Source organism: Rhizobium altiplani, from assembly GCF_001542405.1.
In the GTDB taxonomy this organism is placed as follows: domain Bacteria; phylum Pseudomonadota; class Alphaproteobacteria; order Rhizobiales; family Rhizobiaceae; genus Rhizobium; species Rhizobium altiplani.
This window is the reverse complement of sequence record NZ_LNCD01000033.1, coordinates 192,061-217,365: the sequence shown is the minus strand read 5'-3', so window position 1 is coordinate 217,365 and position 25,305 is coordinate 192,061. Positions and strand designations below refer to the sequence as shown.

Genomic DNA, 25,305 nt, shown 5'->3' with positions numbered 1-25,305 from the left:
CATCATCCCCTCCTCGACCGCGCTGCGTTGAAGCGCTCACTCGGCTAAGATATGCCTTTGTCGCCAGGCGATATCGCTCTTACGCAGCAACTCGATAGACCGCTTTCGAAGAGTGGAAATGTTGATGTCTACGCACTTACTCCCAACCACCCTTCGAACTCCTCGCACACTTCCAGGGGGCCCGACCTTTTCGGCACGGTTGAATGCCCCTGCTGTATGCCGAGCTTCGATCGATCTCACTCCCTCAACCGAAGCCTGCTAGAAAGCTAGAATGCGGCATGGCGGCGCACCACCAACCAGCGCGCGAATCTCGACATTGCCACACCATTTTCGTTAAGGCGTTGCTAAATTACAGCAAGATGCCATTGCCGTTCCGGCAATGTAGAATGCTTCTTCCTTCGAGCCATGTATTGACCAGCTGCGTGCCGGCCAACTGATTGCGCATTTCCGACGCCAGACGATCGGCATTGTCTTCGACCTAGTCATGCGGATATATATGACGAAAGGAAAAATATCGGAGATAGGCGTGCGGAGAGAGGCTGCGGACGAAACTGTCGCTGAAAGCAGCTACAGGCAGATACGGGCGGACATAATCTTCGGCCGCCTTGCGCCGGGCCTGAAGCTCAAGCTTGAGAATTTGAAGAGTGCCTACGAGACGAGCGTCAGCACTCTGCGGGAAATTCTCAACCGCCTGACGTCCGAGGGGCTCGTCGTGGCTGAAGGACAGCGGGGTTTTGAGGTTGCCCGCGTGTCGGTTGCTGACCTGAAAGAGGTCGCCGCTCTCCGTTTGCTTCTCGAAGAGCATGCGCTTGAGCAGTCGTTCGAACAGGGCGATGTAGAGTGGGAAGCGAGGCTGGTATCTGCCCACTACAAGCTGGCACGCATGGAAGAGGTCATGGCTTCGGGCGATTCCAGCAGGGCGGAAGACTGGAAGCGCTATGACTGGGAGTTTCACCAAGCGCTGATTTCCGCCTGTGGATCACGCCTTCTCATGGAGACCCATTCGGCCGTCTTCGACAAGTACCTGCGTTATCAGATGGTTGCGCTGTCTTACCGTGGACGTGTTGCCGAGCAGGAACATAGGCAGCTCCTGGAGGCCGCCCTGCAACGCGACAGCAAGACGGCAAAGAAAATCCTGCAGCGTCACATACAAGGCGGCGTCGAGCATGCGCTCGAAAAGGGATCGCTATCGGCCCTTCCGTCACAAACGTGATAGATGCCGACCCTGGCGCTTGATCAAAGCAGAGGATCTCATGCTCAAAATTGCTGCTGAAACCGCCGAGACCGTCAGCGACATCGTCTTTCGACAGATCCGTCAGGATATCATTTCGGGGACCTTGGCGCCTGGTGCAAAGATCAAGCTTGAGCAGGCCAAGGAGCGGTATTCCATCAGTGTCTCTTCACTGCGCGAGATATTGAGCCGCCTGACCACGGAGAACCTGGTGTTGGCCGAGGGCCAGCGCGGGTTCGAAGTCAGTCCCGCGACCCGCAAGGAACTCGAGGAGCTTGCCGATCTTCGCACCGTGCTGGAGACGCATGCGATCGGATTGTCCTTTTCGGCAGGAAATCTTGAGTGGGAGGGACGCATCGTAGCCGCCCACCATAAGCTGGCGGCTGCCGAAAAGAAGCTGCTTGCGGGCGATGCCTCGCGTACCATCGACTGGGTTCGCTATGACTGGGAGTTTCATCAGGCGATCGTATCGGCCTGCAATTCGGCCACGCTCATGGCGGCGCTATCTTCGGTGTTCGACAGGTTTCTGCGCTATCATATGCTTGCCCAGAGCTTTCGCGGTCGGGCGGTTGTCGAAGACCACAAGCTCCTCTTCGAACTCGCCTTGAAGCGTGACGTCGAAGGCGCCCGTTCTGTCATCCGCCGACATATAGAGAGTGGCGTGGCACACGTTCTGGGGAGCGGGCGCATTCCGTAACGAGGCGCCGCTCAGACGGCGTCCTTCGGAATGCCCTCGGGCCGCATCTGCTTCTTGAGTGCTGCGATGCGGAAAATGGCATTCGGTGCCCCATAGCCCCGATAGCCGCGTCGTTCGACGATTTCGAAGAAGAAGCCCTCACCATAGGTGCCGCTGTAGAGCTGAAAATAGTCTCCGTGCTCGTCACGGTCATAGAGGATGTTTTCTGCTTTCAGGCGCTCGGTCAGGTCGGGCTCAAGTCCGAAGCGGGCTTCAATATCATCATAATAGTTGGGCGAGATATGGAGTGGCTTGAAGCCCTGGCTACGGAGTGATCTGGCGGTGACGAAAATGTCATCGGTGGAAAACGCCAGATGCTGAATGCCCGAACCGAATTTCTCGGCGATGAAGTGCCCCGCCAGCGTACGGCGGTTTTCGGTACCATTCATGGTAATCCGCAGCGTTCCGGGCTCATTCTCGACGACCTGGCTACGCACGATGCCGCTCGGGTCGATGATATCGACCATCGGTGTTTTTCTGGTTTCGAAGATCGATGTGTAGAAGAGCAGCCAGGTCAGCATTTCGTCATAGGCAACCGTCTGGGCGACATGGTCGAACTGCAGCAGCCCGGCGCCAACGATGCCGGTTTCATCCGAAACCGCCTCGAAGTCGATCTCCGGGAACCGGCCGAGCGGGCTCGTGTCGTCGATGAGGTAGATCAGGCCGCCGCCGACACCCCGGACAGTGGGAAATTCGAGCTCCCCATCGACAACGGGCTGTCGGAATGGTTCTGCGTCCAGGGCAAGGGCACGCTGATAGGCCTTTGCGGCATCCTCGACATTGAGTGCGATCGCATAAGCAAATGTGCCGTGGACCGCATAGGCTGCGCTGGCAAAGCCAAGCGGATCTGTGTTGACCAGAATGCGAATGCTGCCCTGTTCGAACAGCGTGACCTTCTTGGACCGATGGATTGCCGTCTTGCGGAAACCAAGGGCCCGCAAGAGGGAGACCAGTTCGACGGACTCGTCCATGTCCGTGGCGAATTCGACGAAGCCGACGCCCTTGACCACTGCCCGCTCCGGCATGGCGGCGCCGATCGGCGTATGGACATTGCGACGAACCTGATCTGCCAGATAGATCAGGGAACGATGGCCATCGGCAGCGATTGCCCGCGTCGAGCCGCCGCGGAATTGATCGTTGAAGATCTCGAGCGAGAAATAGCCGTCATACCCGGTCGAGGCGACCGCCTCGGTGAACGCTGTCACCGGCAGATCGCCCTCGCCTGGCATGTTGCGAAAATGGCGGCTCCAATAGAGCAGATCCATGTCGATCAGCGGCGCATCGGCGAGCTGCACGATGAAGATCTTCTCCTTTGGAATGGAGCGGATCGAGTTGATGTCGATCTTGCGCGAGAGCGAATGGAAGCTGTCGAGGATCAGCCCCACATTCGGATGATCGGCGCGTCGCACGATTTCCCAGGCATCACGGTGGTCATTGACATAGCGCCCCCAGGCAAGCGCTTCATAGCCCACCTTTAGGCCGCGCCTGGCCGCGCGTTCACCCAGTTCGTGAAAGTCGGCGGCCGCGCGATCAATGCCGCCAAGGGCCGCCTGCGAGACATTCGAGCAGACAAGAACCATGTCGGTTCCGAGCTCCTGCATGACGTCGAACTTACGCTCCGCCCGATCGAAGGTGCGGCTTCGAAGTGGATCGGGCATGCCTTCGAAATCGCGAAAGGGCTGGAAGAGCGTAATCTTGAGGCCCAGATCCCCCGCCATCCTGCCGACATCGGCGGGGCTTCCATCAAAGGCAAGGAAGTCGTTCTCGAAAATTTCCACGCCGTCGAACCCTGCTCGTGCAATGGCCTCAAGCTTGTCGGGCAGTTCACCGCTGAGCGTCACCGTCGCAATCGAGGTCTTCATAACCCAATACCTTTCCGTTGGCGCCACGAGAGCACTGCGAGCAGCCGATTGCGCCTCACGCTCCGCCCTTATCATGGCATTATGTCAAATGTCGTGAGCATTTCAAATCAATTGGTCAAATCAAAAGTCTCATATGATTTTCAAAAACTCGGTTGATTTGCGCACGATCCTCTGGCAAAAAGCTGAACATGCAGTCGGGAGAGGAAGACTGTTGGGTCCAAGCGACCGTTCAAAGGAGGAGGAATCAATGTTCAAGTCGATGCTGACGCGCCGAAACGCGATGCTGGGTGTCGCTGCTGTCGTGGCTGCGATCGGGCTCGCCAACCCCGCTGCCGCAGTCACCCCCGAAGAAATCAAGGCCAAAGGAAAGCTCGTCGTTGGCATCCAGGGCGACAACCCGCCATGGGGCTTCGTGACATCAGGCGGCAAGCAGGACGGCCTCGATGCCGATATTGCAACGCTTTACGCAAAGGAACTCGGCGTCTCTGTCGAGTTCGTGCCGTTGGAAGTCAACAACCGCATTCCCGCCCTGACAACTGGTCGTGTCGATGTTCTCTTCGCGACGATGGCCATGCTGCCGGAGCGTGCCAAAGCCGTTCAGTTCAGCAAGCCCTACGTTGCCAACGCCATCGTGCTGATTGCGCCGAAGTCCATGTCGGTCAAGACGAATGATGACATGGCCAATCTTTCGATTGGCGTTGCCAAGGGTGCGGCTCAAGATACCCAGGTCACCAAGAATGCACCCCAGAGCGCCACGATCCGCCGCTTCGACGGTGATGCGCCCAGCGTCCAGGCGCTTGTGTCCGGCCAGGTTCAGGCGCTTGGCGGCAACATCTTCTACATGGACCGTGTCGAAAAGGCTCGTCCAGGCGAGTTCGAAAACAAGCTTGAGTTCCAGAAGCTCTACAATGGCGCTTGCACGCGGCTTGGCGAGAAGGAAATCAACGCTTCGATCAATGCCTTCATCGACAAGATCAAGGCCAATGGCGAGCTCAAGAAGATCTACGACAAGTGGATGAAGGTGCCGGTTCCGGAATTCCCCGCGAGCCTCGAAGGCATTCCGTTCACCGCAAACTGAGCCCCAAGCGCTGAAGGAAAAGCAAACTGGCGGGCGTTTCGATGCCCGCCGACGGTGTCGCGACGCCGAAAGCACGGCTTTGCGCGTTTCGAGGAGCGCATCATGAACAAGACGATTTTTGTGCTCAACGGGCCAAACCTGAACCTGCTCGGACAGCGCGAGCCCACCATCTACGGCACGACAACGCTTGCGGACATCAAGGAAAAATGCCTCGCCAAGGCGAACGACCTCGGATTCGACGTCGACTTTCGCCAGACAAATTACGAGGGCGAACTGGTGGAGAGCGTGCATCAGGCCCGCAACGGGGCCTGCGGCATCATCATCAACCCGGCAGGCTACACGTTCACGTCGATCGCGCTGCTCGACGCGCTGAAGACGTTCGATCACCCGAAGATCGAGCTCCACATTTCAAACGTGCATGCGCGCGAGAGCATCTACCATAATTCCCTTATCTCTCGCGTCGCGACGGCAATCATGATCGGCTTGGGAGCGGCTGGTTATGAATTGGCGATCCAGGCCATGGCTGGCATGGTCGGACGCGATTGAGGAGACGCGATGAACTACACGCTGGATTTCACGCCTGTCATTGACGGCCTGCCAAGCCTGCTGCTTGGCTGTCTCGGCACGTTGCTGCTTGCCATCTGCGGCATGCTGCTGGCAATCGTGATCGGCATAGGCGGCGTGGCCTTGCGGGATTCTCGCCACAAACCGCTGCGCTGGCTGGTGATCAGCTTTGTCGAGCTCATCCGCAACACGCCGTTCCTGGTTCAGATTTTTTTCCTGTATTTCGCCCTGCCGCTTGCAGGCATCAGGCTGGATCCGACGCCAACGGCGATCATTGCTCTTGGGATCAACGGCGGCGCCTACGCCATCGAGATTATCCGCGGCGGCGTCCAGTCTATCTCCAAGGGCCAGATGGAAGCCGGGCTCGCTCTTGGCCTGCACAAGGCGCAGGTTTTCCGGCTGATCATCCTCAAGCCGGCGCTCAGGGCGATCTATCCTTCGCTGACGAGCCAGTTCGTACTGCTGACGCTGTCGACCAGCATTGCCTCGGCGATCTCGGCCTATGAGCTCACCTCGGTTTCGCAGCGCATCGAGTCCGAAAGCTTCCGCAGCTTCGAGGTCTATTTCACGGTGACGGTTTTCTACCTCGTCATTTCCTGGCTGATGATGCGCCTCTTTGCGTTCTTTTCGGCACGTTACTTCACCTATCCGGTCAAGTAGGAGCAATCGATGGGCAGCGAAGAATTCGTCTTCCTTCTGATCGGTCTGAAATGGACCGTCGTCTTGTCCGCGGTTGGCTTTGTCTGTGGATGCATTGCCGGGCTTGGTGTGGCGCTCGCCCGCACTTCGGAAATTCCGCTGCTGGAACGAGTGACGGCCGGCTACATCGCGGTCTTCCAAGGCACTCCTCTCCTGATGCAGCTGTTCGTGGTTTATTACGGTCTTGCCCTCATCGGCTTCAAGCTCGATGCCTGGGTGGCAGTTGCCATCGGTCTGACCCTGCATGCCAGCGCCTATCTGGGCGAAATCTGGCGCGGCTCGATCGAAGCGGTTCCGCGCGGCCAGAGCGAGGCCGCAAGAGCGCTCAGCCTCAAATATGTCTCGCGCATGAGGGACGTGATCCTGCCACAGGCACTGCGCATCTCGCTGCCGGCAACGATCGGTTTCCTGGTGCAGTTGATCAAGGGAACCTCGCTCGCCTCCATCGTCGGCTTCACGGAGCTTACCCGCGCCGGCAACATCATTTCCAACCAGATCTTCGAGCCGCTGACGGTCTTCGGGATCGTAGGCGCACTGTATTTCCTGATGTGCTGCCCGCTGACGATCTTCGGTGCCCGTCTTGAACGGAAGTTCGCCGCGGCATCGCGGTGATCTCCGGCGCCGACCACGAAAGAGACGGAACCATGAACAGTCCTTCGCCCGCATCGACCGCCGAGACCATGATCACCATGAGCCACGTGGAGAAATGGTATGGCGCCTTTCAGGCCCTGCACGACATCAACCTGTCCGTTCGCAAGGGCGAGAGAATCGTGCTCTGCGGCCCCTCCGGCAGTGGAAAATCGACGCTCATCCGCTGCGTCAACCATCTGGAGACCTATCAGAAGGGCGAGATCCGCGTCGGCGGCATCCTGCTCGGAAACCAGGCAAAGGCGATCGATGCGATCCGCCGCGAAGTCGGCATGGTCTTCCAGCAGTTCAATCTCTTTCCGCATCTCACCGTGCTGCAAAACTGCATGCTGGCACCGATGCGGGCGCTTGGCATCGGAAAGGCGGAGGCAGAGGACCGCGCACGCTCTCTGCTTGCCCGCGTCAAAATCCTCGAACAGGCCAGCAAATATCCTGTGCAGCTTTCCGGTGGCCAACAGCAGCGTGTCGCGATTGCACGGGCGCTCTGCATGCGGCCGAAGATCATGCTCTTCGATGAGCCAACCTCGGCACTCGATCCGGAGATGGTCAAGGAAGTCCTCGACACCATGATCAGCCTTGCTGACGAAGGCATGACGATGGTCTGCGTGACGCATGAAATGGGCTTCGCCCGGCAAGTTGCAAACCGCGTCATCTTCATGGCGAGCGGCGCAATCGTCGAGGAAGCGCCACCCGGGGAATTCTTCACCAACCCCCGACATGAGCGCACACGCAAATTCCTCGGTGAAATCCTGCGCAACTAGGATCTATGAGGGAATTTTCATGTCAGCACGATCGCAGACGCCTCCCCTGAAGATCGCGGTGATGGGCGCCGGTCTTATCGGAAGGCGCCATATCGAAGGCATTCTGGCCGAGCCGCGCACGACACTATCGGCCGTGATCGATCCCTCCGATGCCGGGCGCGACTTTGCGACAAGCAAGGGTGCTGCATGGTTTTCAACGTTTGCCGAAGCCATCGCACGCGTCCGACCGGACGGCGTCATCGTTGCCACCCCGAACCAGCTTCATGTCACCAACGCCCTTAATGTGATCGCCGCAGGAATTCCGGTCCTTGTCGAAAAGCCGATTGCTGACAGGGCGCAAGCAGCGGTGGCTCTTGTCGATGCCGGTTCAAAGGCAGGTGTCCCTATCCTCGTTGGTCATCATCGCCGCCACAACCCCATGATACGACAAGCAAAGCAAATCCTGGACAGTGGTCGGCTCGGCAAGATCCTGACCGTTCAGGGAACATTCTGGGTTGCCAAGCCAGACGGTTACTTCGATGTCTCCTGGCGCCGGGCGGAAGGTGCAGGACCGGCCTTCATCAACCTGATCCATGACGTTGATCTCTTCCGTTATTTCTTCGGAGAGGTGGAGGCTGTCCATGCGATGGAAACGAATTCGGTCCGCATGCACTCCGTCGAGGATAGCATTGCTATCCTGCTTCGTTTCGCGAGCGGTGTCCTTGGAACGTTAAATGCATCCGACGCCGTCCCGTCTCCCTGGAGCTTTGAGATGACGACGGCAGAAAACCCCGCCTTTCCGCAGCAGGATCAATCTTGCTACCAGATCGGTGGGACCGGCGGATCGCTCGCCATTCCCCAGCTTGCGGTTTGGACCAATGCGTCGAAACCGGATTGGCTGGAGCCGCTTGTCCAAGAGCGCGTACCATTTGAACCAGCCGACCCGCTGGCGATACAGCTTCGTCACTTCTGCGACGTCATTCGCCGCGAGGCCGAACCGCTTGTCAGCGGAGCGGAAGGTCTCGCCACCTTGCGCGTCATCGAGGCGATCAAGGCGTCCGCGCGCTCGGGCGAAACGATCCGGCTTGGTGAACGCAGCGTGAGGCCCCTGATATGATCACCGGAACCACAAAGCTTATCGCGCACCTCGGCTATCCGACAGAATCCTTCAAGGCGCCCCTCATCTACAATCCCTATTTCGAAAAGAGCGGCATCGACGCTGTCGTCGTACCAATGGGCTGCAAGCCGGAAGACTATCCTTCGTTTCTCAAGCTTATCTTCAGACTCTCGAACATCCATGGTGCCCTCATCACCATGCCGCACAAGATTACGACGATCGGATTGCTCGATGGGGTCTCGACCAATGCCAAGGTTGCCGGCTCCTGCAATGCCGTCCGACTCCAGCCGGATGGCAAGCTAATCGGCGATATGTTCGATGGTGAAGGCTTTGTCCGCGGCTTGTTGCGCAAGGGACAACGGGTGGCGGGAGCCCAGGTGCTGATCGTGGGTGCTGGCGGCGTCGGCTCCGCGATCGCTGCCTCGTTGGCAGGAGCCGGCGCGCGACGGATTGCGCTTTGCGATGACAACCCGGCTACGTCAGCGGGACTCGGCAAGCGGCTGAAGACACACTATCCAATGACCGAGGTGAGCATGGGTTCAGCCGATCCAGCCGGTTTCGACATCGTCGTCAACGCGACCCCCCTCGGGATGCGCAAGGACGATCCCCTGCCGCTTGACGTATCGCGCCTTTCACCCACCACTTTCGTCGGCGAAGTCGTCATGAAGGAGGAAATCACGCCGTTTCTCGCGGCAGCCCGCGAACGGGGGTGCGCCTTTCAGGTCGGGACGGACATGCTGTTCGAGCAAATACCGGCCTATCTGGAGTTCTTTGGATTTCCCACGACAAGCGCAGAATACCTGCGGTCGATCGCACAGCTTCCGTAGGGACGCTGTCGCGGGAACCAGTAACAGGTGCAAACCGCTGCAACTGGAGAGCAGAAACGGGCCCTATTGCCGAAGAGCGGCAAGAGATCAATCGGGACATTCGGCACCTGTGTTCGTCCACGCGGCGATCAGGGCCGCAAGTGCCTCCTGTGAGCCGGGAGGTGTGCTACGTCCCGCGCCCGGATGCCATGCCCACCCTACCAGATGGTCTTCACCCATGTGGCGAACGAGATCGGCATGAGACCGATTGCCGTTCCGGCTCGTGTCTTTCACCTGCCTGCATATTTCACCCACCGTCAGCCCTTGCCATGCCATACTGGCCGGTGCCAGCGACCAGTGTGCGTTACCCGGAATGGATTTCAGGCGGCTGCCAACGATCGGACGGTTCTCGGCACCGTGGCACGTGCTGCAGGCAAGCCCCGCCGGGCCCAACGGACTTTGGCTGGCGTTCATCAATGGCACATGCGGGTGTTTGTCTTCACCTTGCGTCGGGCTACGCGTCGCCGGGTGGCAGTTAATGCAGCGCGGATGCGTCAGGACCCGGCTCGCCTCTTTAAAGATGGCCTTCGAGCGCGCGCTGGTGTCCGCGATGGCATCAAAGTCGGAGACGGCCTTGAGGGCTCCGCCGTCCGATGTTTCGGCGTAGCCGTTCAGGGGACCGACAAGGGCAGCGATAGCTGCCGTGCCGAGAATGGCGGCTAACGGCACAGCGACGATCCGCTTCTTCACCATCACACCCTCCGCAACTCGTTCTGGTCGATTGGCAGCGACCGCAACCGCTTGCCGGTTGCCATGAAGATCGCATTGAAAAGCGATGGAGCGACACCGGGTGTGCCGACCTCCCCTATGCCACCTGGAGCCTCGGAACTCGGCACGATGTGGACCTCGATCTTCGGCGTCTCGTATATTCTGAGAACCGGAGAGTCATCGAAGTTGCTTTCCACGACAGCACCATTGCGGACCGTGATGCGACCGTAGAGGGCTGCACTCAGCCCGTAGATGATGCCGCTCTGTATCTGGGCTTCCACCGTGTCAGGATTGATCACCTGGCCGCAATCGACGGCACAAACGATACGGTCGGTCTTGAGCGTGCCGTCCTCTCCGACGCTTACCTCCGAGATCGTGGCAGCAAAGCTACCAAAATCCTCCGAAATGGCGATACCTCTTCCCTTTCCCTGCGGAAGGGTGGTTGACCAACCGGCCTTCTCTGCCGCGAGATTGAGCGCTGCGAGGAGACGCGGCTTATGCTGAAGCAGCCGCCTGCGGTATTCGAGCGGATCAATGTTCGCGGCGTGGGCCAACTCGTCAATCCCGCCTTCAATGACGGGGATGTTGCGTGTTGCGCCGACGCCGCGCCAGTTGCCCGTCAGCATTCCATCAGGCGCCTCGTGTCGGGCGAATTCCGTATATTTGTTAGGGATTGCATAGGGCGACTCCGCGCCGCCCATGCTATCGAGGTCAATACCGTCGCGGGTGAAGGCCGGCAGCCAGCGCGCCATGACGGACGGTCCAATCACCCGGTGCCGCCAGGAAACGGGCATGCCGTCGGCACCGAGTGTTGCCGTGACCTTGCTGTAGTTGAGATAGCGGTAACAGTCGTGGCGGATATCTTCCTCGCGGCTCCAGGTGACCTTGACCGGGCCCCGCACCTGCTTGGCGATCTTCGCCGCCAGAATGACGCCGTCGACATCAAGCCGGCGCCCGAAGCCGCCGCCCAGCAGATGATTGTGTACGATGACTTTGTCCAAGGGCAGCCCCGTCACATCGGCGACGGCCTGCCGCGCACGCCCTAGGACCTGGGTTCCGACCCACACGTCGCAACCGTCGCTTCGGACGTGGAGCGTGCAGTTCATTGGCTCCATCGCCGAATGTGTGAGGATCGGCAGGCGGTAGATGAACTCAACGGGAGGTCCGTGCTCGGCCTCCGCCTTGGCGACGTCGCCTTCATTTATGTGTGGCAGAGCATTGCCGCTGACGGCATCCTCCATGCGCTTCTCGAGATCGGCAAGCGAGAGATCCCCGCTGACGCCTGGATCCCATTCAAGGGAAAGTGCTGCCAGCCCCTTGCGTGCGGCACCCGTGTTGTCGGCCACGACCGCGACCGCATCCTCAATGCGCACGACCTGCTTGACGCCCTTTACCGCCATGGCCGGTCCGTCGTCGACCGAACGCAGCTTGCCGCCAAAATGGGGACAGATGGTGATTGCGGCGTAGGACACGCCTTCCGGACGGGCATCGATACCGAACTTCGCGGTACCGTTGACCTTCTGCGGACTGTCCAGACGTTTGATAGACTGGCCGATCAGCTTGAAGCTCGACGCAGGCTTCAACGGCATTTCCTGCGGAACAGGCTGCAACGCAGCAGACTGAATCAGGGTGCCATAGGTACTCCGGCGGTCACTCGCCGTATGGACGACGTGTCCCGCCTCGGCTTTGCAGCTATCCGGTTCCACGCCCCAACCACGGGCAGCAGCATTCACCAGCATGATGCGTGCAGCGGCACCCGCCTTGCGCATCTGGTCGTAAACGGCGCGAATGGCAAGGGAACCGCCAGTGATCTGATCGCCCAGCAAGGGGTTCGAATACCGCGCGGGATCGGCAGGCGCATGCTCGAGAACCACCTGATCGAGAGGGACCTCCAGCTCTTCGGCCAACAGCATCGCAACCGAAGTGTAGATCCCTTGTCCCATCTCCACGGAGGGCATGACCAGGACAATCTTGCCTTCGGCAGGGATCCGAATGAAGGCGTTGGGCTCAAACGTCTCTGCTGCGTATGAGGGCGAAGGCCGCAGTCCAATGACGAGGCCCGCTCCCGTTAGCGATGCGCCGATCAGAAAGTGCCGGCGTGAGACGGAAAGGTTGATTTTGTCGTGAAGAGACATCGCATCACCCCGCCGCAGCCAGCTTGATCGCGGCTCGAATGCGCGGATACGTGCCACATCGACAGATATTTCCGGCCATGACCGCATCGATATCATCGTCTGTCGGCGACGGATTTGCCGCCAGCAGCGCTGTCGCGGACATGATCTGTCCAGACTGACAATAACCGCATTGAACGACATCGATGTCGAGCCAGGCTTTCTGGATCCGTGCGCCTTCGGCAGTCTCGCCAATCGCCTCGATGGTGGTGATCGACTTGGACACCGCATCTGTAACCGGCATCACGCACGACCTGACTGGCATGCCATCGACATGCACCGTGCAAGCACCGCACATGGCAATGCCACAGCCGAATTTCGTTCCGGTGAGACCTATGCTGTCGCGAAGGACCCATAGAAGCGGGATATCGCCATCCACATCGACGGCGTATTTCTTACCATTCACCTCGAGATCGTAAGACATACAACTACCGGCTGAAAGCCGTCCCCCAACGCACATGCAGCTCAGGCAAGCTAGCAGCAAAGCGGGGAAATCCGCCAGTTACATTCTTGTGAATGTTAGGATACGGCGCAACGACAAGGAGCATCATCGGCAGCCCCGGCCATTGCAGAGCTCGCGAGGACGCAACGCCAGGTTTCGCGATGAGGGTTCGACAACATGCTTGTCATTTGTGGGCTGCGCCAAGCCTTGCAAGAACCTCGCCGGGTATCTGGTAAAGCCTTATGACATCCCTATCATTGTGGAAGCCGCACATCTCGCGCTGGATGAACAAGGCCCAGACGGCGTCGGAAGCGTCATCGAGGAGGGTTTGCCTGTCGGTGCCGCAATTGGTCTCCGGCGACCAGGAGGCAAGCCTGGCCAACGCGGCCTCCGTCTTGCGGCCCTGGCGGCCCAATGCGTCCGCCCGCGCGGAAGCGAGTTCGTATTCCAAGGGGCTCAACCCGGTGCTCGACTGTCCTGAGATTGATCGTGGCGGCCTGAGACTCACGATTGCCTCCTTTTCCCGGATATTCAGTTCACCCAGCACCGTGCGATGCGCTGCGGCGACCTTCCCCGACGCCTAGCAACAGGCTCAGTCGGTGTGACATGTTTCTCGCTTCCCTTCGCGCGTCAATGTGGCTTCCTTGCCCTTGATCCAGAATTCCATATCGCTATTGGCGTAACGGCCGCCATCGGCCGAAACGACCTGCGGCAGTATGATCAAGCGTCGTGCGCCCGCAAAGACAAGGATGACACTTCCAGGCGAAACGGTGGGCGAGGAAAACGTTGCGCTGAGACGCGTACCGGTCGAGCACTCGTAGTGCGCTTCGATCGGGCCTGGACTGGCCGCGAAAGCCGGAAGCGCAACAAGCGCAAACATCACGGTCGTCCTCGCGGGCATCACGCCTCCTTGGCCGGGCGGACACATTTCATCTAGTCGAGCCAATCTAACGCGGCGACGCTCGTGAAGGAAGAGCTGCGTCCCTAGCTGCGGGCGCGCCAGAAATAGCGCCGGGCCCACATTTCGGGACAAGTTGTTCTCATAGAAATGTCGGACCGGACAGCGCCGCGGCACGCCTGGTGACTTCCTCGAAGTGCGGCGTCAGACCCAGCTTGTCATGAACCACCACTACACCAGGGTGAGGCGCGGTGTCGTCGGGGCGGGCAAGATAACAATCAAGTTGGCCCCAATCCGTATCAAGAGCCGGTCTTTCGGTGTGCAGTCGCCGGACGTCGCTTTGGATTTGGGCCGCTCTCGCAAACCCCTCGGCATCAAGGGAGGGCAGCGTTGCCATGGCTGCCATGCCGGCCACCTATCTCGCCGTCTCTGAAACGTCCGGCGCTTCATGTGCGTCCATCTCCGCCCACGATATACCAGCGCAAACTTCCAAACGCGGTAACCACAGCGTGCGGCTTGCGATCGCTCGAAATCGACCACGACGAGCGTCCGCCTATCCTATGAGTGGGCGCTGTGGTATTGTTTCGCGAAACTCCGAGGTGAAGCCATGCGCCGGTTGCTTGCATCGGTAGCGTTGTTTTTCGCAGCGACAGTAACGGCCGCGACCGATCCCTTGTTCGACGCCGTCTCGGAAGGAAACGCCATGGCCGTCGAGCGGTCACTGGCCGCAGGGGCTAATGTCGACAGCCGAACGAGAGACCAGGCAACACCCCTTATCAACGCGGCGCTCGGCGACCAGCTCGCTATCGTGGGCTTGCTGATCGGCAAGCACGCCGACGTCATGGCTCGGAACGCTGGCGGTTTCACCGCTCTTCATGCTGCTGCCTACTCGGGAAGCGTACCGATCAGCAAGCTGCTCCTCGACCACGGAGCGGTTCTCGACGATGCGTCTAACAAAGCGGGGGTTACTCCGCTGATGATTGCTGGCGAACAGAACCACGTCGCCCTTGCCGAGTTCCTGTTGGCCAAGGGGGCCGATGCAGCCCACGCCGAGTCCCACGGTTACACGCCAATCGCCAGGGCCATTTGGAAGGGCAACTTCGACATCGTCAGGCTCTACAAGCGGCATGGCGTGGAGTGTCCTCCGCTCAGCGTTCTTCGGGAAGAAAAATTTTATGAGAAATGCATGGAAATCCATGATTGAAGAGGAGGCGAAGATGCACTCTGGAAGCGGAAAACAATGCCTTCGTTTTTTAGCAGCCGTCGGCCTCGCCGCATGGGCTGTTGGAGGATCTCCGGCGATGGCGGACGACTCGGTGAACACGGGCTACTTCGGCGGCGTTGCCATCATGGGTTACGACACGGTCGCCTACTTCACCGAAGGCAAAGCGACAAAAGGCTCGGATAAATTCACCTACGACTGGCTGGGCACCCGTGGCATTTCGCCAATTCAAAGCACCGCGAGATGTTCATGAGCGAGCCGCTTAAATACGCACCTCAGTACGGCGGCTACTGCACGGGCGAGGTTAGCGACGGCTCCGTCACAGTCAACGTCGACCCTGAGGCCTTTAAGATCGTCGACGGCAAGCTTTACCTGATGTATGACAAGACGGACGCGGAGGGCTTTGCCGCCAATCCGGCGGAAATCGTTGCAAAGGCAGATGCCGCATGGCCGAAGGTCGCCGCCGATCTCGAGCGGGATCAGTATCACTGATACCGAGCGACAGCTAATCAGCGGCCGAAAAGTAAAAGACCTTGGACGAGTTCACGTAGGCGTAGCTCGTTCCGTCGGCGGGATTGGCGTGTCTATAGACCGGACCGCAGTCGGGCTGGCCGAAGGCGTTTTCGCTTTGCTCGCAAAGGAAGTCGCCTTTGACGGAAACCGTCTCGGTCATCATCTGGGTTGGCGAGCGGAATGCGGCCTTGCCGTCCATCTGGACCTGCATGATCGCAGGGCCTTTAGACGGTTCGGTCTTACCGCGAAGGACCTTGCCCAGGACGGTAGAAGCGATTTCTCCACCCATCAGCCGCGATTGCTCGTCTCCATGGAAGCCGAACGGCCACTCAGGCAGGCCGGCATCGCGCAGCGCGTCCAGGGTAAACGCAAGATCCTCACTCCTCAAATTGGCATTTGCGAGCCGCCATCCGGCCAGGCACTCGCGGCCGCCCCGTAGCCGTGATAGTTCCTTAACAGTCGCACGGGCGTCCTCGATGCGGCCGGCGCGGACATATGCCATGACGAGGGGAGTGATGAAGTCACCGTTGTTCTCGGAGCTATCACGGGCGCGTTGGAAGCTGTCGGTCGCCTTCTCGTAGTCATGCTGGAGAAAATACACCATTCCGGATGTGTATCTGTCGATGGCGGAGGGATTCGGATCGTACCTTAGAGCTGTCTCGACAGCAGCGGCGGCGTCGGCGTGCTTGCCCCAGACCAATTGAACATATGCGACCGCCATATGGGCCTCGGAATTTGCCGGTCCAAGGGCGACGGCCTTCTGCGCCGAGGCGATCGCCTGCTCGTATCGTCGGTCCACAGCCTGCATTATGGCAAGGACCGCGTAAGGCGACGGAAGCTCGGGATCGAGCGCAAGAGCGCGGCTCGCCTTGTCGTAGGCCCTTTTGCGCGCCAGCGCGCTCTGAAGCACGTCGTCGTATGTCATGCGCCAAACGAAGGCGCTTGCGTGCGCATCGGCCGCGAACGCTTCCGCGAAGCTGCCGTCCAATTTTTCCGCCTTGTCAAAAAGCGCCAGGGCCTCGAGCATCCGAGAACGGCGTCCGGTACGGGCCGCCTGCTCGGCACGCAGATAGTAGTCATAGGCTTCGAGATTTGCGGTCGGAGGACGGGAGATGCGTTCGCTCTCGCTGCGGGTGAGCTTCAATCCGAGGGCATCGGCGATCTGCCGTCCCATCTCGTCCTGCACCTGAAACACGTCGGCCGCGCCACCGTCAAACCGATGCGCCCACAGATGGTTTCCGCTGGCGGTATCGATCAGTTGCGCGTTGACGCGGATCAGGTCGCCGCTCCGCTGCACGCTGCCCTCGACGACGAAGCGGACGCCAAGGTCATGCCGTATCTGCTTCAGGTCGTGGGACTTGCCTTTGTAGGGAAACACGGAATTCTGGGAGATGACGTCAAGGTTCGAAAGCGTTGCGAGATCGGTAATCAGATCGTCCGTGATGCCATCGGCGAAGTAGTCCTGAGTCTGGTCGTCGCTCAAATTGGCAAAGGGCAGCACTGCCAGAGATGGCCGTTGTGCTGAGGCGGTCCATTGCCAGACGAAAGCCGCAGCGACAGCGATGAATAGCGTTGCGAGCGCTGCGAGTGCTGACAACATCACGACCCGCGTCGGCCGAGGGGCGAGGATGACCGTGCCGGTCTTGGCCGGGTCAAGCAGAACCCGATAGACGCGAACCGGGTCTGCTATGTTTCTCAACCGCTGCTCGCCTAGAGCCGCGAAGCCGACATCGACCTTATGCGCTACGTGGTCGAACGCAGTGCCTGATATGAGAATGCCGCCAGGTTCCGCATTTCCCTGTAGACGGGCGGCTATGTTGACGCCGTCGCCATAGATGTCGTCACCTTCTACGATGATGTCGCCAAGATTGACACCGATGCGAAACCGAATGCGTTTGTCCTCCGGAACGCCGCGGTCGCGATCGGACATTTCGCGCTGGATAGTGGCCGCGCATTGGACTGCATCCACGACGCTGGTGAATTCGACGAGTGCCCCATCGCCCATGAGCTTGATGATACGTCCATGGTGTTTCTCGATCGTGGAATCGATCAGCTCCCGGCGGCAGGCCTTCAGCCGTTCCAACGTGCCGGACTCGTCCAACCCCATGAGACGGCTATAGCCGACCACGTCAGCGGAAAGTATCGCGGTGAGACGCCTCTCCATCCTCTGCCCGCCTTTTGATACGGGGAGCGAGGGGATATTACCACGACGAGGGCGAACAGGCACCGCAACGTCCGTCGTTTGCTCTAGCGTCGGCTGGCGAGCATCTTGGTTTGGCCGCCGTCGACGACGTCGAGGCTACGGAGAGCCGCTCCGAAATCCGAGGCCGTGTTCGGCTTTTCAGACGCACGAGGACTCTAGCCAATGCGCTTGTCCAGGCGCCCATCTCAATAGTCAGGCGAGCAGCGTTTACGAGAGCGTTTACCGTTGTGTACTTCCGTCACGGCTTGAACGAGATCAGGCTTCCCCAGGATCAAGAAGAGATGACATCATGATCATAGATATCTTCGCCTGGATCGTGCTCGTCGTGCTGACGGCCAGTACTGCTTTCGTTATCGTCTTTATGGCGATGCTTCCCGGCATCATCGCCAAGCGCCGGAACCATCCCTGGAAGGATGCGGTCACCGTCGGCGGCTGGGTTACGCTCTTTCTCGGCTTCGTGCTTTGGCCCCTCGTCCTGATCTGGGCCTATGTTGACGTTCCGCATGCCTCGAAGCCGGAGGCACTGCGATGATCGTCGTACTTCTCAACGTCTATCTTGCTATTCTCTTTTGCCTGGTGAAATTCCGGATTGTACCGTTCAATCTGTTCTGGAAAGTCTCGCCGGTCCTGGTCCTTCTGCTGCTCCTCATGGGCCTGTTCGTCCCAATGGGCTGGGGCGCGCCGCAGGGCAAGGTGCTGGTGGTACGCAATTCGGTCGCAATCGTCCCCGATGTCGCCGGGGAAGTCACGGAAGTGCCGGTAGTAGCCAATACCCCACTCAAGGCCGGCGACATTCTCTTCAAGATCGACCCATTGCCCTATCAAGCGAAGCTCGACGCCTTTCAGGCGCAGCTGGACCTCAACAAGCAACGACTGGCAGAGACGACACGGCTGCAGACAAGCGGTGCCGGTCGAACCTACGACGTCGAGCAGCGCCAGGCCGAGGTCGAACAGCTGACGGCCCAGATAGCGGGCGCTCAATGGGATCTTGACAAGACGGTGGTGCGTGCGCCGGCTGACGGCTACGTCACCAATCTTGCGCTTAGCAAGGGAGCGCGTGTAACCAGCCTGCCGTTGTCTCCAGTCATGGCGTTCATTGACACCTCGGACACGATCATCGGCGTTGAGATTCCGCAGATCAACGCGCGCTATATCGAGCCTGGCCAGATTGTGGAGGCAACTTTCAAGTTCGCGCCAGGTAAGGTCTATACCGGCAAGGTCGAAAGCGTGATCCAGGCCGTCGCCAGCGGCCAGGCCCGCACGTCAGGCACGGCAATCGCACCCACAGCCATCCAGAGCCTGCCGTTTGTCGTTCGCATTCGTCTCGATGATCCGGCTTTTGCTGCCGCCCTGCCTGCCGGCAGCACCGGTGACGCCGCAATCTTTACCGATCACGTCAAGGCAGCGCATGTGATCCGCCGCGTCTTGCTTCGCCAGGTTGCGATCACCAACTACATCAATCCTCTCTAGCCCGGCCTCTTGTGGGCTCGAGCCGCTTCGTATTGCTTTTGGTCGCGCAACGCTCTATCAGCCGGGCGGCTCCACAATATGGAGAAATCCAGTCATGTTTTCACGATGCGGGCTCTTGGCCGGCCAGTCCAATCCCCGTTCGTTTGCGAGTATTTGAATGCTGCGTCGCTTCTTCTCCTATTACCGGCCCTATCGAGGCCTTTTCATTCTCGATTTCTCCTGTTCCATTGTTTCGGGGCTGCTCGAACTCGGCTTTCCCATGGCCGTGAAGTTGTTCGTCGACCGGCTTTTGCTCAGCCAGGAATGGCTGCTGATCCTGCTGGCGTCTGCGGCCCTTCTTGCGATCTATGTGATCAACACCGGTCTGATGGCGGTCGTCACCTATTGGGGCCATATGCTCGGTATCAATATCGAAACCGACATGCGTCGTGCGGCGTTCAATCATATACAGAAGTTGTCGTTCAGCTATTTCGACAACCAGAAGACCGGGCACATCGTCGGGCGGCTGACGAAGGATCTTGAAGAGATTGGCGAAGTCGCCCATCACGGGCCTGAGGATCTGTTCATCGCACTGATGACCTTTGCCGGCGCCTTGCTGCTGATGTTCTCGGTCAACTGGCAACTGGCGCTGATAACGGCTGTCGTCGTGCCGCTGACGGCCTGGGTGACGAGCCACTTCGGCAGCCGCATGACCCAAAATTTCCGGCGCCTCTTTGAGCGGGTTGGCGACTTCAACACGCGCATCGAGGAAAATGTCGGCGGTATCCGCGTGGTGCAGGCCTTCGCCAACGAGAACCACGAGCGCACACTTTTCGAAAAAGACAATCAGAGCTACCGGCGCGTCAAGCTCGACGCCTACAAGCTCATGGCAGCGAGCAGTTCGCTGAGCTACATGAGCATGCGGCTGACGCAGATGGTGGTGATGATCGCCGGAGCCTATTTCGTGCTTTCCGGTACCCTGACGGCCGGCGGCTTCATCGGCTTCCTGCTTCTGGTTGGCGTCTTTTTCCGTCCTGTCGAAAAGATCAACTCGGTCATTGAAACCTATCCAAAGGGAATCGCCGGTTTTCGCCGGTTCACCGAGCTTATCGATACCGAGCCGGATATCGCCGATGCGCCGGACGCCATTACGGTTGATCACCTCAAGGGCGCCATCGCCTATGAGGATGTCTCTTTTGGATACAATCCGGAAGCGCCCGTGTTCGAGCATGTCGATCTGTCGATCCATGCCGGAGAAACGATTGCCTTCGTCGGCCCTTCGGGGGCCGGAAAGACGACTATCTGTTCGCTGTTGCCACGTTTCTACGAGGTCGGCGGTGGCCGCATCACGATTGACGGCGTCGACATCAGGGACATGACAAAGGTGTCGCTGCGCCAACAGATCGGCATCGTACAGCAGGACGTTTTCCTCTTCGGCGGCACGATTCGCGAGAACATCGCCTACGGCCGTCTGGGCGCCAGCGAAAGGGACATCCTCGAAGCCGCCAGGCGGGCGAGGCTCGAAGAAATGCTTGCGGGCCTTCCCGCCGGTCTCGATACGGTCATCGGCGAGCGCGGCGTCAAGCTTTCAGGCGGCCAGAAGCAGCGCGTCGCGATTGCCCGCATGTTCCTGAAGAACCCTCCGATCCTGATCCTCGACGAAGCGACGTCTGCTCTCGATACGGAGACGGAACGAGCAATACAGCGATCGCTGAGCGAATTGTCTGAGGGACGCACGACGCTGGTCATCGCTCATCGGCTTGCCACCATCCAGGGTGCGGATCGCATTGTCGTCGTCGACGCCAACGGAATTGTTGAGCAAGGCACCCATCAGGACCTCATCGCCAAACGCGGCGCATACAACCGTCTCCATGACGCGCAGATGAGGGGCCACTGAAAAACAGAAACGTGGCGATTGATGCGATGCAATAAACTTGATAATCACACACATGTTTTACGCCGACAGGACATCGCCATGACATTTCAGCCGCGCATGCAGAACGCGATCGAGGGTTTCTCGGTCGTTGGCGGGCTCAGGCGTCGCAACTGGAACGGCATTACCGCCGATCTCTGGGATGTCGAGTGCAGCGCTTACGCAGGTGGTCACTACGTGGCGCGCGATCCGCGCCTCTTCATCCTTCTCGACCATCTCGGACGCGGCCGCCCCTCCGTCAAGCTTTCCTCGACCGCCGCCGGCGCTCCCCAGGACCGACGGGCGAGCCCGATTTCCTATATCCCGGCGGAGATGGAGCTCTGGGTAGACATCAGGGACGTGCAATCGATGCGCCATCTCGATATCCATTTCGATGCCGACGTCCTCGGCCAGCGGCTGATGGAGGATATCGATCCGCAAAAGCTGAAAGATCCGCAGTTGCTCTTCTTCGACCAGCGGATCATGGCCCTCGCAGAGCTCATCGCTTCGGAGATAGCAAGCGCAGCTCCACTCCACGATCTCTATGGCGACGGCCTGGCGCTTTCATTGCTGATCGACGTCCTGAAGATGGCAAAGACACCGCCGCGCAAACGCGGTGCCCTGGCTTCGTGGCAATTGCGGCGCGCCACCGAGTTCATCGAGGACAACTGCGCCCGCAACATACGTCTTTACGAGCTGGCGGAACTGACGGGGCTATCACAGTCGCATTTCAGCCATTCGTTCAAGGCCTCTACGGGCACGAGCCCGCATGATTGGCAAATGAATGCCAGGCTTGAGCGAGCCAAGCAGCTGCTCCGCAATGAGGCACAGGCGTTGACAGCCATCGCGGTAGAGACCGGCTTTTCCGATCAGGCGCATTTCACCCGTGTCTTTCGCAAACATGTCGGCACGACACCGGCCCGCTGGCAAAGATCGCAGTGCAAGTGATGCATTTTTGCAAGGATCTGCCCACGAATTTTGGAAACGCCCAAAATCATTCAATCGCCACCGATCGCGCCAAGCCTGGCCATTAAATTTGAGTTAATCGCTCATCTTATTAAGCCGGCGCCTAACGGCCGCCGACGAATAGCATGAGTGGGGTCTTTGGAATGCATGAAGTAAGAGGTTTGCAGCGCATGCGAAGCGCTCTGGGCACGAGCGTAGCGATGATTGGTCTTTGCGCCGCCGGGGCTGCGCAGGCAGAGAGCGCCGATACAGCGCTTGCGCCGATCGTCGTTCAGGGCCAGAGCGTCGGCAACGGCGCTATCGGGCCGGTAAAGGGCTACGTCGCCAGGGAAACGACGACGGGATCCAAGACCGACACGCCGCTCAACGAAGTCCCGCAGGCTGTGTCCGTCATCGGAAGGCAGGAAATGGACGACCGCGGCGTCGTCAACAAGGTCGACGAGGCGTTGCGCTATACGCCCGGTGTCACGGCTGCTCCTTTCGGTGTCGATGCCGACACCGACTGGATTTACATTCGCGGTTTCGACGCGACGCAGACTGGCGTCTATCTCGACGGACTGCAGCTCTTTACCTATGGCTTCGGTGGCTTCCAGATCGATCCCTTCATGCTGGAGCGGGTTGAGGTGCTGAAGGGTCCGGCATCGGTGCTCTATGGCGGAGGCAACGCTGGCGGCATCGTGAATTATATCCGCAAACGCCCCACGGACGAGCCCTTCTACTACACCGACGTCGGCATCAACACCGACGGAAATGCCTTCACCGGCTTCGATATATCGGACAAGCTTGGCCAAAGTGACACGGTAACCTATCGCCTCACCGGCAAGATCGCGGGTGGCGACAACTATTCGGACTTCTCCCACGACCTGCGCGGATTCATCATGCCGCAGGTGACCGTTTCGCCCGACGATGGCACGACGCTCACGGCCTGGGCCTATGCGGGAGCGCTTAATCAGGTTCACGTCGGCAACGGATTTTTCCCCTATGTCGGGACCGTGGTCGATGCTCCATTTGGCAAGATCGATCGCGCCTTCTTCCCTGGTGAACCGGACATCGATACCGGCAGATATGACCAGCAGATGGGGGGCTACGAGTTTGAACACGAGTTCGACAGCGGCATCAAGTTCTCATCGAATGCCCGCTATGGCCACCTCCAGAAATACGAGGTGGGTCCCTACGCCTATGGCTATGTCAATACAACGGACCCTCTCGATCCGGGCTATTTCCAGCTCAATCGTCTCGGCTTCGAAGGGCATTCCGAGGTCGACACGTTCGCAATCGACAACCATCTGGAAGGCGACTTTCAGACTGGCGCCCTCGATCACGAGGTCATGGTCGGCCTCGACTACAAGTACTATCAGCTCGACAACGTGCAGGCATCCACACTCGCCACGTCCATTGACCCGGTCAACCCAGTCTATGGTGCCCCCCAGCCGATCAACAGGATTTACAGCAACCAGCTGATCACCCAGCAACAGCTCGGCATCTACGCCCAGGACCAGATCCGCTTCGACGATGGCTGGCTCATTACGCTCAACGGGCGCTACGATTTCGTCAATACCGACACCGACAACCGCCCGACGGCCTACAGTTCGACCTATAGCAGCTATAGCTACGACAACTCGGCGGCCAGCGGTCGCATCGGCATCGCCTACGAATTCGACAATGGTCTCACGCCTTACGCCAGCGTCGGCACCTTCTTCAATCCAACGGTCGCTCCGAGCGCCACCCCGAACAATGAACCGGAAGAAGGCGAGCAGTACGAAATTGGCCTGAAGTACGACCCGACCTTTATCGACGGCACATTCACGGCCTCGCTCTTCCAGTTGAACCGTCGCAACGTCGTCGTGACTGACCCGGCGACTTTCCTTGCCAATCAGATCGGCGAAGTCGAATCCCGCGGTATCGAGCTGGAGGCCAAGATCAACCTCAACGACAATTGGAAGCTTCTCGGCTCGTTCTCCTACACCGATCTCGAAGTGAAGGAGGACATTGTCGCAGCCTATGTTGGCAAGAAGCCCTATCTTGTACCCGATACGACCGCCGCACTGTGGGTCGACTATACGGTAACGCAGGGCGCATTGGAGGGTGTCAGCGTCGGAGGCGGCGTGCGTTACCAGGGCGAAAGCTGGGCAGATCGGCTGAACACGTTGAAGGTTCCTGATGCAACCGTGTTTGACGCGGCGATCCGCTACAAGAAGGAAGGCTGGGAAGGCTCCGTCAACGTCACCAACCTTTTCGACAAGGAATATGTGAAGGGCTGCGGCGGCGAATTCACCTGCGGCTACGGCGACGCGCGCACCGTATGGTTCAAGTTGAGCAAGACCTGGTAACCGGTTGTTTTGATGATCGCTTTCAGGGAGGCCCGGCTTGGGCCTCCCTTTACTGACTGGAGATGAAATTGAGCGCAGCACGGCTCACACGCAGGACCTTTCTGGCCGGAGCAGTCACACTTGTCGGAGGCGTAGCGCAAGGTCAGCCGTTCCAGCCGAGGGTTGCCACGCTCGACTGGGCGCTCCTGGAAACGCTGCTCGCGATCGGTGCCAATGTGGTCGCGGCAACGGAACTGCGCCAGTTCCGACAGGTCGCCGTAACGCCTGAAGTGCCTGATACAGTCGCCGATCTCGGCCTTCGCGGGACGCCGAACCTGGAGGTCCTGCGCTTCGCGCGTCCCGACGTGATCTTCAATTCCAACTTCTACGCCTGGGCCGATGCGCTGATGAGCCGTATCGCCACGGTCGAAAGCCACGCGATTTACATGCCGGGAAAGAGCCCGTACAGGCTGGCCGAACAGGCAACGCTCGCGATCGGAGAGCGTCTGGCACTTCCGGCGGCCGGAAAGCTGGTGGAAGGTCTCGCGGCAAAACTCGATCGCTACAAGTCTCAATTCGCGGCCAACGGCGATGGACGTTCCGTCCTGCCGATCAATCTCGGCGATGCCCGCCACTACCGGGTGTTCGGTTCCGACAGCATGTTCGGCGAGGTCTTGCAGCGCGTCGGCATTGCCAATGCCTGGGCCGGTGCCACCAGCTACTCCGCTACGGCACCTGTCGGCATCGAGACCCTGGCATCCATGCCGGACGCATGGATCATCCTCATTCCGCCGCATCCGCAAGACGCGTTCGAAGCCCTCACCGGAAGTGCATTCTGGAAGGCTCTTCCGGCCGTGCGGGAGAACCGCGTCCTGACCCTCGGTTCGGTCAACCCCTATGGCGCGCTTCCAGCCGCAAGTCGCTTCGCTGACTTTCTCGCCGAAGGATTTTCCCGTGTCCGAACCGGCTAG

24 protein-coding genes and 1 pseudogene are annotated in these 25,305 nt (G+C 59.4%); 17 read left to right on the top strand and 8 right to left on the bottom strand.

The window, feature by feature from the left end; genetic code table 11:
* Window positions 1–526 precede the first annotated feature (526 nt).
* Together AS026_RS06735 and AS026_RS06730 are read left to right on the top strand one after the other, a co-directional pair.
* Complete coding sequence (locus AS026_RS06735; protein WP_082728461.1) at window positions 527–1,213, top strand: GntR family transcriptional regulator; 687 nt, start codon at window positions 527–529, stop codon at window positions 1,211–1,213.
* Between the two features lie 40 nt (window positions 1,214–1,253).
* Window positions 1,254–1,928 carry a GntR family transcriptional regulator gene (locus AS026_RS06730; RefSeq protein ID WP_062369085.1) on the top strand — a complete coding sequence of 225 codons (675 nt, stop codon included), beginning with the start codon at window positions 1,254–1,256 and terminating at the stop codon, window positions 1,926–1,928.
* Window positions 1,929–1,939: 11 nt separating this feature from the next.
* Here AS026_RS06730 and AS026_RS06725 read toward each other — a convergent pair whose 3' ends face one another.
* Window positions 1,940–3,829, bottom strand: coding sequence for a bifunctional sugar phosphate isomerase/epimerase/4-hydroxyphenylpyruvate dioxygenase family protein (locus AS026_RS06725; RefSeq protein ID WP_062369084.1), 1,890 nt, complete (start codon window positions 3,827–3,829; stop codon window positions 1,940–1,942).
* A 247-nt stretch (window positions 3,830–4,076) separates the two neighbouring features.
* On the opposite strand from AS026_RS06725, the gene AS026_RS06720 reads away from it, so the two are divergent.
* The 7 genes from AS026_RS06720 (at window position 4,077) to AS026_RS06690 (ending at window position 9,502) form a co-directional block, all read left to right on the top strand.
* A complete protein-coding gene (locus AS026_RS06720) occupies window positions 4,077–4,907 on the top strand; it encodes a transporter substrate-binding domain-containing protein (protein WP_062369083.1) in 831 nt (276 codons plus the stop codon).
* Between the two features lie 102 nt (window positions 4,908–5,009).
* The gene (gene aroQ, locus AS026_RS06715) at window positions 5,010–5,453 is read left to right on the top strand and encodes a type II 3-dehydroquinate dehydratase (RefSeq protein WP_062369115.1); all 444 of its coding nucleotides are present in this window, start codon (window positions 5,010–5,012) and stop codon (window positions 5,451–5,453) included.
* Window positions 5,454–5,462: 9 nt separating this feature from the next.
* A complete protein-coding gene (locus AS026_RS06710; protein WP_062369082.1) occupies window positions 5,463–6,131 on the top strand; it encodes an amino acid ABC transporter permease in 669 nt (222 codons plus the stop codon).
* Window positions 6,132–6,140: 9 nt separating this feature from the next.
* Complete coding sequence (locus AS026_RS06705; protein WP_062369081.1) at window positions 6,141–6,782, top strand: amino acid ABC transporter permease; 642 nt, start codon at window positions 6,141–6,143, stop codon at window positions 6,780–6,782.
* A 32-nt stretch (window positions 6,783–6,814) separates the two neighbouring features.
* Window positions 6,815–7,579 carry an amino acid ABC transporter ATP-binding protein gene (locus AS026_RS06700; RefSeq protein WP_062369114.1) on the top strand — a complete coding sequence of 255 codons (765 nt, stop codon included), beginning with the start codon at window positions 6,815–6,817 and terminating at the stop codon, window positions 7,577–7,579.
* Window positions 7,580–7,598: 19 nt separating this feature from the next.
* Window positions 7,599–8,675: a Gfo/Idh/MocA family protein gene (locus AS026_RS06695; RefSeq protein WP_062369080.1), complete on the top strand. Its 1,077-nt coding sequence runs from the start codon at window positions 7,599–7,601 to the stop codon at window positions 8,673–8,675.
* Window positions 8,672–9,502, top strand: coding sequence for a shikimate dehydrogenase family protein (locus AS026_RS06690; RefSeq protein ID WP_062369079.1), 831 nt, complete (start codon window positions 8,672–8,674; stop codon window positions 9,500–9,502). The genes AS026_RS06695 and AS026_RS06690 overlap by 4 nt, the downstream gene beginning before the upstream one ends.
* 87 nt (window positions 9,503–9,589) lie before the next feature.
* Here the strand turns inward: AS026_RS06690 and AS026_RS06685 are convergent, their stop codons facing one another.
* The 6 genes from AS026_RS06685 to AS026_RS06660 all read right to left on the bottom strand — a co-directional run bounded on the left by AS026_RS06685 (window position 9,590) and on the right by AS026_RS06660 (window position 14,166).
* Complete coding sequence (locus AS026_RS06685; RefSeq protein WP_062369078.1) at window positions 9,590–10,234, bottom strand: hypothetical protein; 645 nt, start codon at window positions 10,232–10,234, stop codon at window positions 9,590–9,592.
* Window positions 10,234–12,384 carry a xanthine dehydrogenase family protein molybdopterin-binding subunit gene (locus tag AS026_RS06680; RefSeq protein ID WP_062369077.1) on the bottom strand — a complete coding sequence of 717 codons (2,151 nt, stop codon included), beginning with the start codon at window positions 12,382–12,384 and terminating at the stop codon, window positions 10,234–10,236. Before AS026_RS06680 ends, AS026_RS06685 begins: the two co-directional genes overlap by 1 nt.
* A gap of 4 nt (window positions 12,385–12,388) precedes the next feature.
* The gene (locus AS026_RS06675; protein WP_062369076.1) at window positions 12,389–12,844 is read right to left on the bottom strand and encodes a (2Fe-2S)-binding protein; all 456 of its coding nucleotides are present in this window, start codon (window positions 12,842–12,844) and stop codon (window positions 12,389–12,391) included.
* A 202-nt stretch (window positions 12,845–13,046) separates the two neighbouring features.
* Window positions 13,047–13,370 (bottom strand): DUF6665 family protein, encoded by a 324-nt coding sequence (locus AS026_RS06670; RefSeq protein ID WP_062369113.1) that lies wholly within the window; start codon window positions 13,368–13,370, stop codon window positions 13,047–13,049.
* 84 nt (window positions 13,371–13,454) lie between these two features.
* Complete coding sequence (locus AS026_RS06665; protein WP_062369075.1) at window positions 13,455–13,763, bottom strand: MliC family protein; 309 nt, start codon at window positions 13,761–13,763, stop codon at window positions 13,455–13,457.
* A gap of 139 nt (window positions 13,764–13,902) precedes the next feature.
* Window positions 13,903–14,166 carry a dienelactone hydrolase family protein gene (locus AS026_RS06660; RefSeq protein ID WP_062369074.1) on the bottom strand — a complete coding sequence of 88 codons (264 nt, stop codon included), beginning with the start codon at window positions 14,164–14,166 and terminating at the stop codon, window positions 13,903–13,905.
* Window positions 14,167–14,367: 201 nt separating this feature from the next.
* Between AS026_RS06660 and AS026_RS06655 the strand changes: the two genes are divergently transcribed.
* Both AS026_RS06655 and AS026_RS44425 read left to right on the top strand, forming a co-directional pair.
* Window positions 14,368–14,964, top strand: a complete 597-nt coding sequence (locus AS026_RS06655; protein WP_062369073.1) for an ankyrin repeat domain-containing protein — start codon at window positions 14,368–14,370, stop codon at window positions 14,962–14,964.
* A pseudogene (locus tag AS026_RS44425) lies at window positions 14,957–15,474 on the top strand (YHS domain-containing (seleno)protein). The gene AS026_RS06655 and the pseudogene AS026_RS44425 overlap by 8 nt, the downstream one beginning before the upstream one ends.
* Window positions 15,475–15,487: 13 nt before the next feature.
* Here the strand turns inward: AS026_RS44425 and AS026_RS06645 are convergent.
* Window positions 15,488–17,659, bottom strand: coding sequence for an adenylate/guanylate cyclase domain-containing protein (locus tag AS026_RS06645; RefSeq protein WP_062369072.1), 2,172 nt, complete (start codon window positions 17,657–17,659; stop codon window positions 15,488–15,490).
* Between the two features lie 328 nt (window positions 17,660–17,987).
* Here AS026_RS06645 and AS026_RS06635 point away from each other — a divergent pair, with 328 nt between their 5' ends.
* The 6 genes from AS026_RS06635 (at window position 17,988) to AS026_RS06610 (ending at window position 25,305) form a co-directional block, all read left to right on the top strand.
* Window positions 17,988–18,230: a DUF3302 domain-containing protein gene (locus AS026_RS06635; RefSeq protein ID WP_062369070.1), complete on the top strand. Its 243-nt coding sequence runs from the start codon at window positions 17,988–17,990 to the stop codon at window positions 18,228–18,230.
* On the top strand, window positions 18,227–19,168 hold the full coding sequence (locus AS026_RS06630) for an HlyD family secretion protein (protein ID WP_062369069.1): 942 nt from the start codon (window positions 18,227–18,229) through the stop codon (window positions 19,166–19,168). Before AS026_RS06635 ends, AS026_RS06630 begins: the two co-directional genes overlap by 4 nt.
* A gap of 157 nt (window positions 19,169–19,325) precedes the next feature.
* The gene (locus tag AS026_RS06625) at window positions 19,326–21,044 is read left to right on the top strand and encodes an ABC transporter ATP-binding protein (RefSeq protein ID WP_062369068.1); all 1,719 of its coding nucleotides are present in this window, start codon (window positions 19,326–19,328) and stop codon (window positions 21,042–21,044) included.
* A gap of 78 nt (window positions 21,045–21,122) precedes the next feature.
* Complete coding sequence (locus tag AS026_RS06620; RefSeq protein WP_062369067.1) at window positions 21,123–22,007, top strand: AraC family transcriptional regulator; 885 nt, start codon at window positions 21,123–21,125, stop codon at window positions 22,005–22,007.
* Between the two features lie 218 nt (window positions 22,008–22,225).
* Window positions 22,226–24,355 carry a TonB-dependent siderophore receptor gene (locus tag AS026_RS06615; RefSeq protein WP_245307373.1) on the top strand — a complete coding sequence of 710 codons (2,130 nt, stop codon included), beginning with the start codon at window positions 22,226–22,228 and terminating at the stop codon, window positions 24,353–24,355.
* 62 nt (window positions 24,356–24,417) lie between these two features.
* Window positions 24,418–25,305 (top strand): ABC transporter substrate-binding protein, encoded by an 888-nt coding sequence (locus AS026_RS06610; protein ID WP_062369066.1) that lies wholly within the window; start codon window positions 24,418–24,420, stop codon window positions 25,303–25,305.

What these genes read in the sequence shown, in the direction of transcription:
- AS026_RS06695 (WP_062369080.1), top strand. Translation starts at nt 7,599, where the DNA reads ATGTCAGCACGATCGCAGACGCCTCCCCTGAAGATCGCGGTGATGGGC.
- AS026_RS06615 (WP_245307373.1), top strand. Translation starts at nt 22,226, where the DNA reads ATGATTGGTCTTTGCGCCGCCGGGGCTGCGCAGGCAGAGAGCGCCGAT.
- AS026_RS06660 (WP_062369074.1), bottom strand. Translation starts at nt 14,166, where the DNA reads ATGGCAGCCATGGCAACGCTGCCCTCCCTTGATGCCGAGGGGTTTGCG.
- AS026_RS06705 (WP_062369081.1), top strand. Translation starts at nt 6,141, where the DNA reads ATGGGCAGCGAAGAATTCGTCTTCCTTCTGATCGGTCTGAAATGGACC.
- AS026_RS06655 (WP_062369073.1), top strand. Translation starts at nt 14,368, where the DNA reads ATGCGCCGGTTGCTTGCATCGGTAGCGTTGTTTTTCGCAGCGACAGTA.
- AS026_RS06630 (WP_062369069.1), top strand. Translation starts at nt 18,227, where the DNA reads ATGATCGTCGTACTTCTCAACGTCTATCTTGCTATTCTCTTTTGCCTG.
- AS026_RS06720 (WP_062369083.1), top strand. Translation starts at nt 4,077, where the DNA reads ATGTTCAAGTCGATGCTGACGCGCCGAAACGCGATGCTGGGTGTCGCT.
- AS026_RS06710 (WP_062369082.1), top strand. Translation starts at nt 5,463, where the DNA reads ATGAACTACACGCTGGATTTCACGCCTGTCATTGACGGCCTGCCAAGC.
- AS026_RS06665 (WP_062369075.1), bottom strand. Translation starts at nt 13,763, where the DNA reads ATGCCCGCGAGGACGACCGTGATGTTTGCGCTTGTTGCGCTTCCGGCT.
- AS026_RS06725 (WP_062369084.1), bottom strand. Translation starts at nt 3,829, where the DNA reads ATGAAGACCTCGATTGCGACGGTGACGCTCAGCGGTGAACTGCCCGAC.
- AS026_RS06610 (WP_062369066.1), top strand. Translation starts at nt 24,418, where the DNA reads ATGAAATTGAGCGCAGCACGGCTCACACGCAGGACCTTTCTGGCCGGA.
- AS026_RS06675 (WP_062369076.1), bottom strand. Translation starts at nt 12,844, where the DNA reads ATGTCTTACGATCTCGAGGTGAATGGTAAGAAATACGCCGTCGATGTG.
- AS026_RS06625 (WP_062369068.1), top strand. Translation starts at nt 19,326, where the DNA reads ATGCTGCGTCGCTTCTTCTCCTATTACCGGCCCTATCGAGGCCTTTTC.
- AS026_RS06700 (WP_062369114.1), top strand. Translation starts at nt 6,815, where the DNA reads ATGAACAGTCCTTCGCCCGCATCGACCGCCGAGACCATGATCACCATG.
- AS026_RS06730 (WP_062369085.1), top strand. Translation starts at nt 1,254, where the DNA reads ATGCTCAAAATTGCTGCTGAAACCGCCGAGACCGTCAGCGACATCGTC.
- AS026_RS06620 (WP_062369067.1), top strand. Translation starts at nt 21,123, where the DNA reads ATGACATTTCAGCCGCGCATGCAGAACGCGATCGAGGGTTTCTCGGTC.
- aroQ (WP_062369115.1), top strand. Translation starts at nt 5,010, where the DNA reads ATGAACAAGACGATTTTTGTGCTCAACGGGCCAAACCTGAACCTGCTC.
- AS026_RS06685 (WP_062369078.1), bottom strand. Translation starts at nt 10,234, where the DNA reads ATGGTGAAGAAGCGGATCGTCGCTGTGCCGTTAGCCGCCATTCTCGGC.
- AS026_RS06635 (WP_062369070.1), top strand. Translation starts at nt 17,988, where the DNA reads ATGATCATAGATATCTTCGCCTGGATCGTGCTCGTCGTGCTGACGGCC.
- AS026_RS06690 (WP_062369079.1), top strand. Translation starts at nt 8,672, where the DNA reads ATGATCACCGGAACCACAAAGCTTATCGCGCACCTCGGCTATCCGACA.
- AS026_RS06680 (WP_062369077.1), bottom strand. Translation starts at nt 12,384, where the DNA reads ATGTCTCTTCACGACAAAATCAACCTTTCCGTCTCACGCCGGCACTTT.
- AS026_RS06645 (WP_062369072.1), bottom strand. Translation starts at nt 17,659, where the DNA reads ATGGAGAGGCGTCTCACCGCGATACTTTCCGCTGACGTGGTCGGCTAT.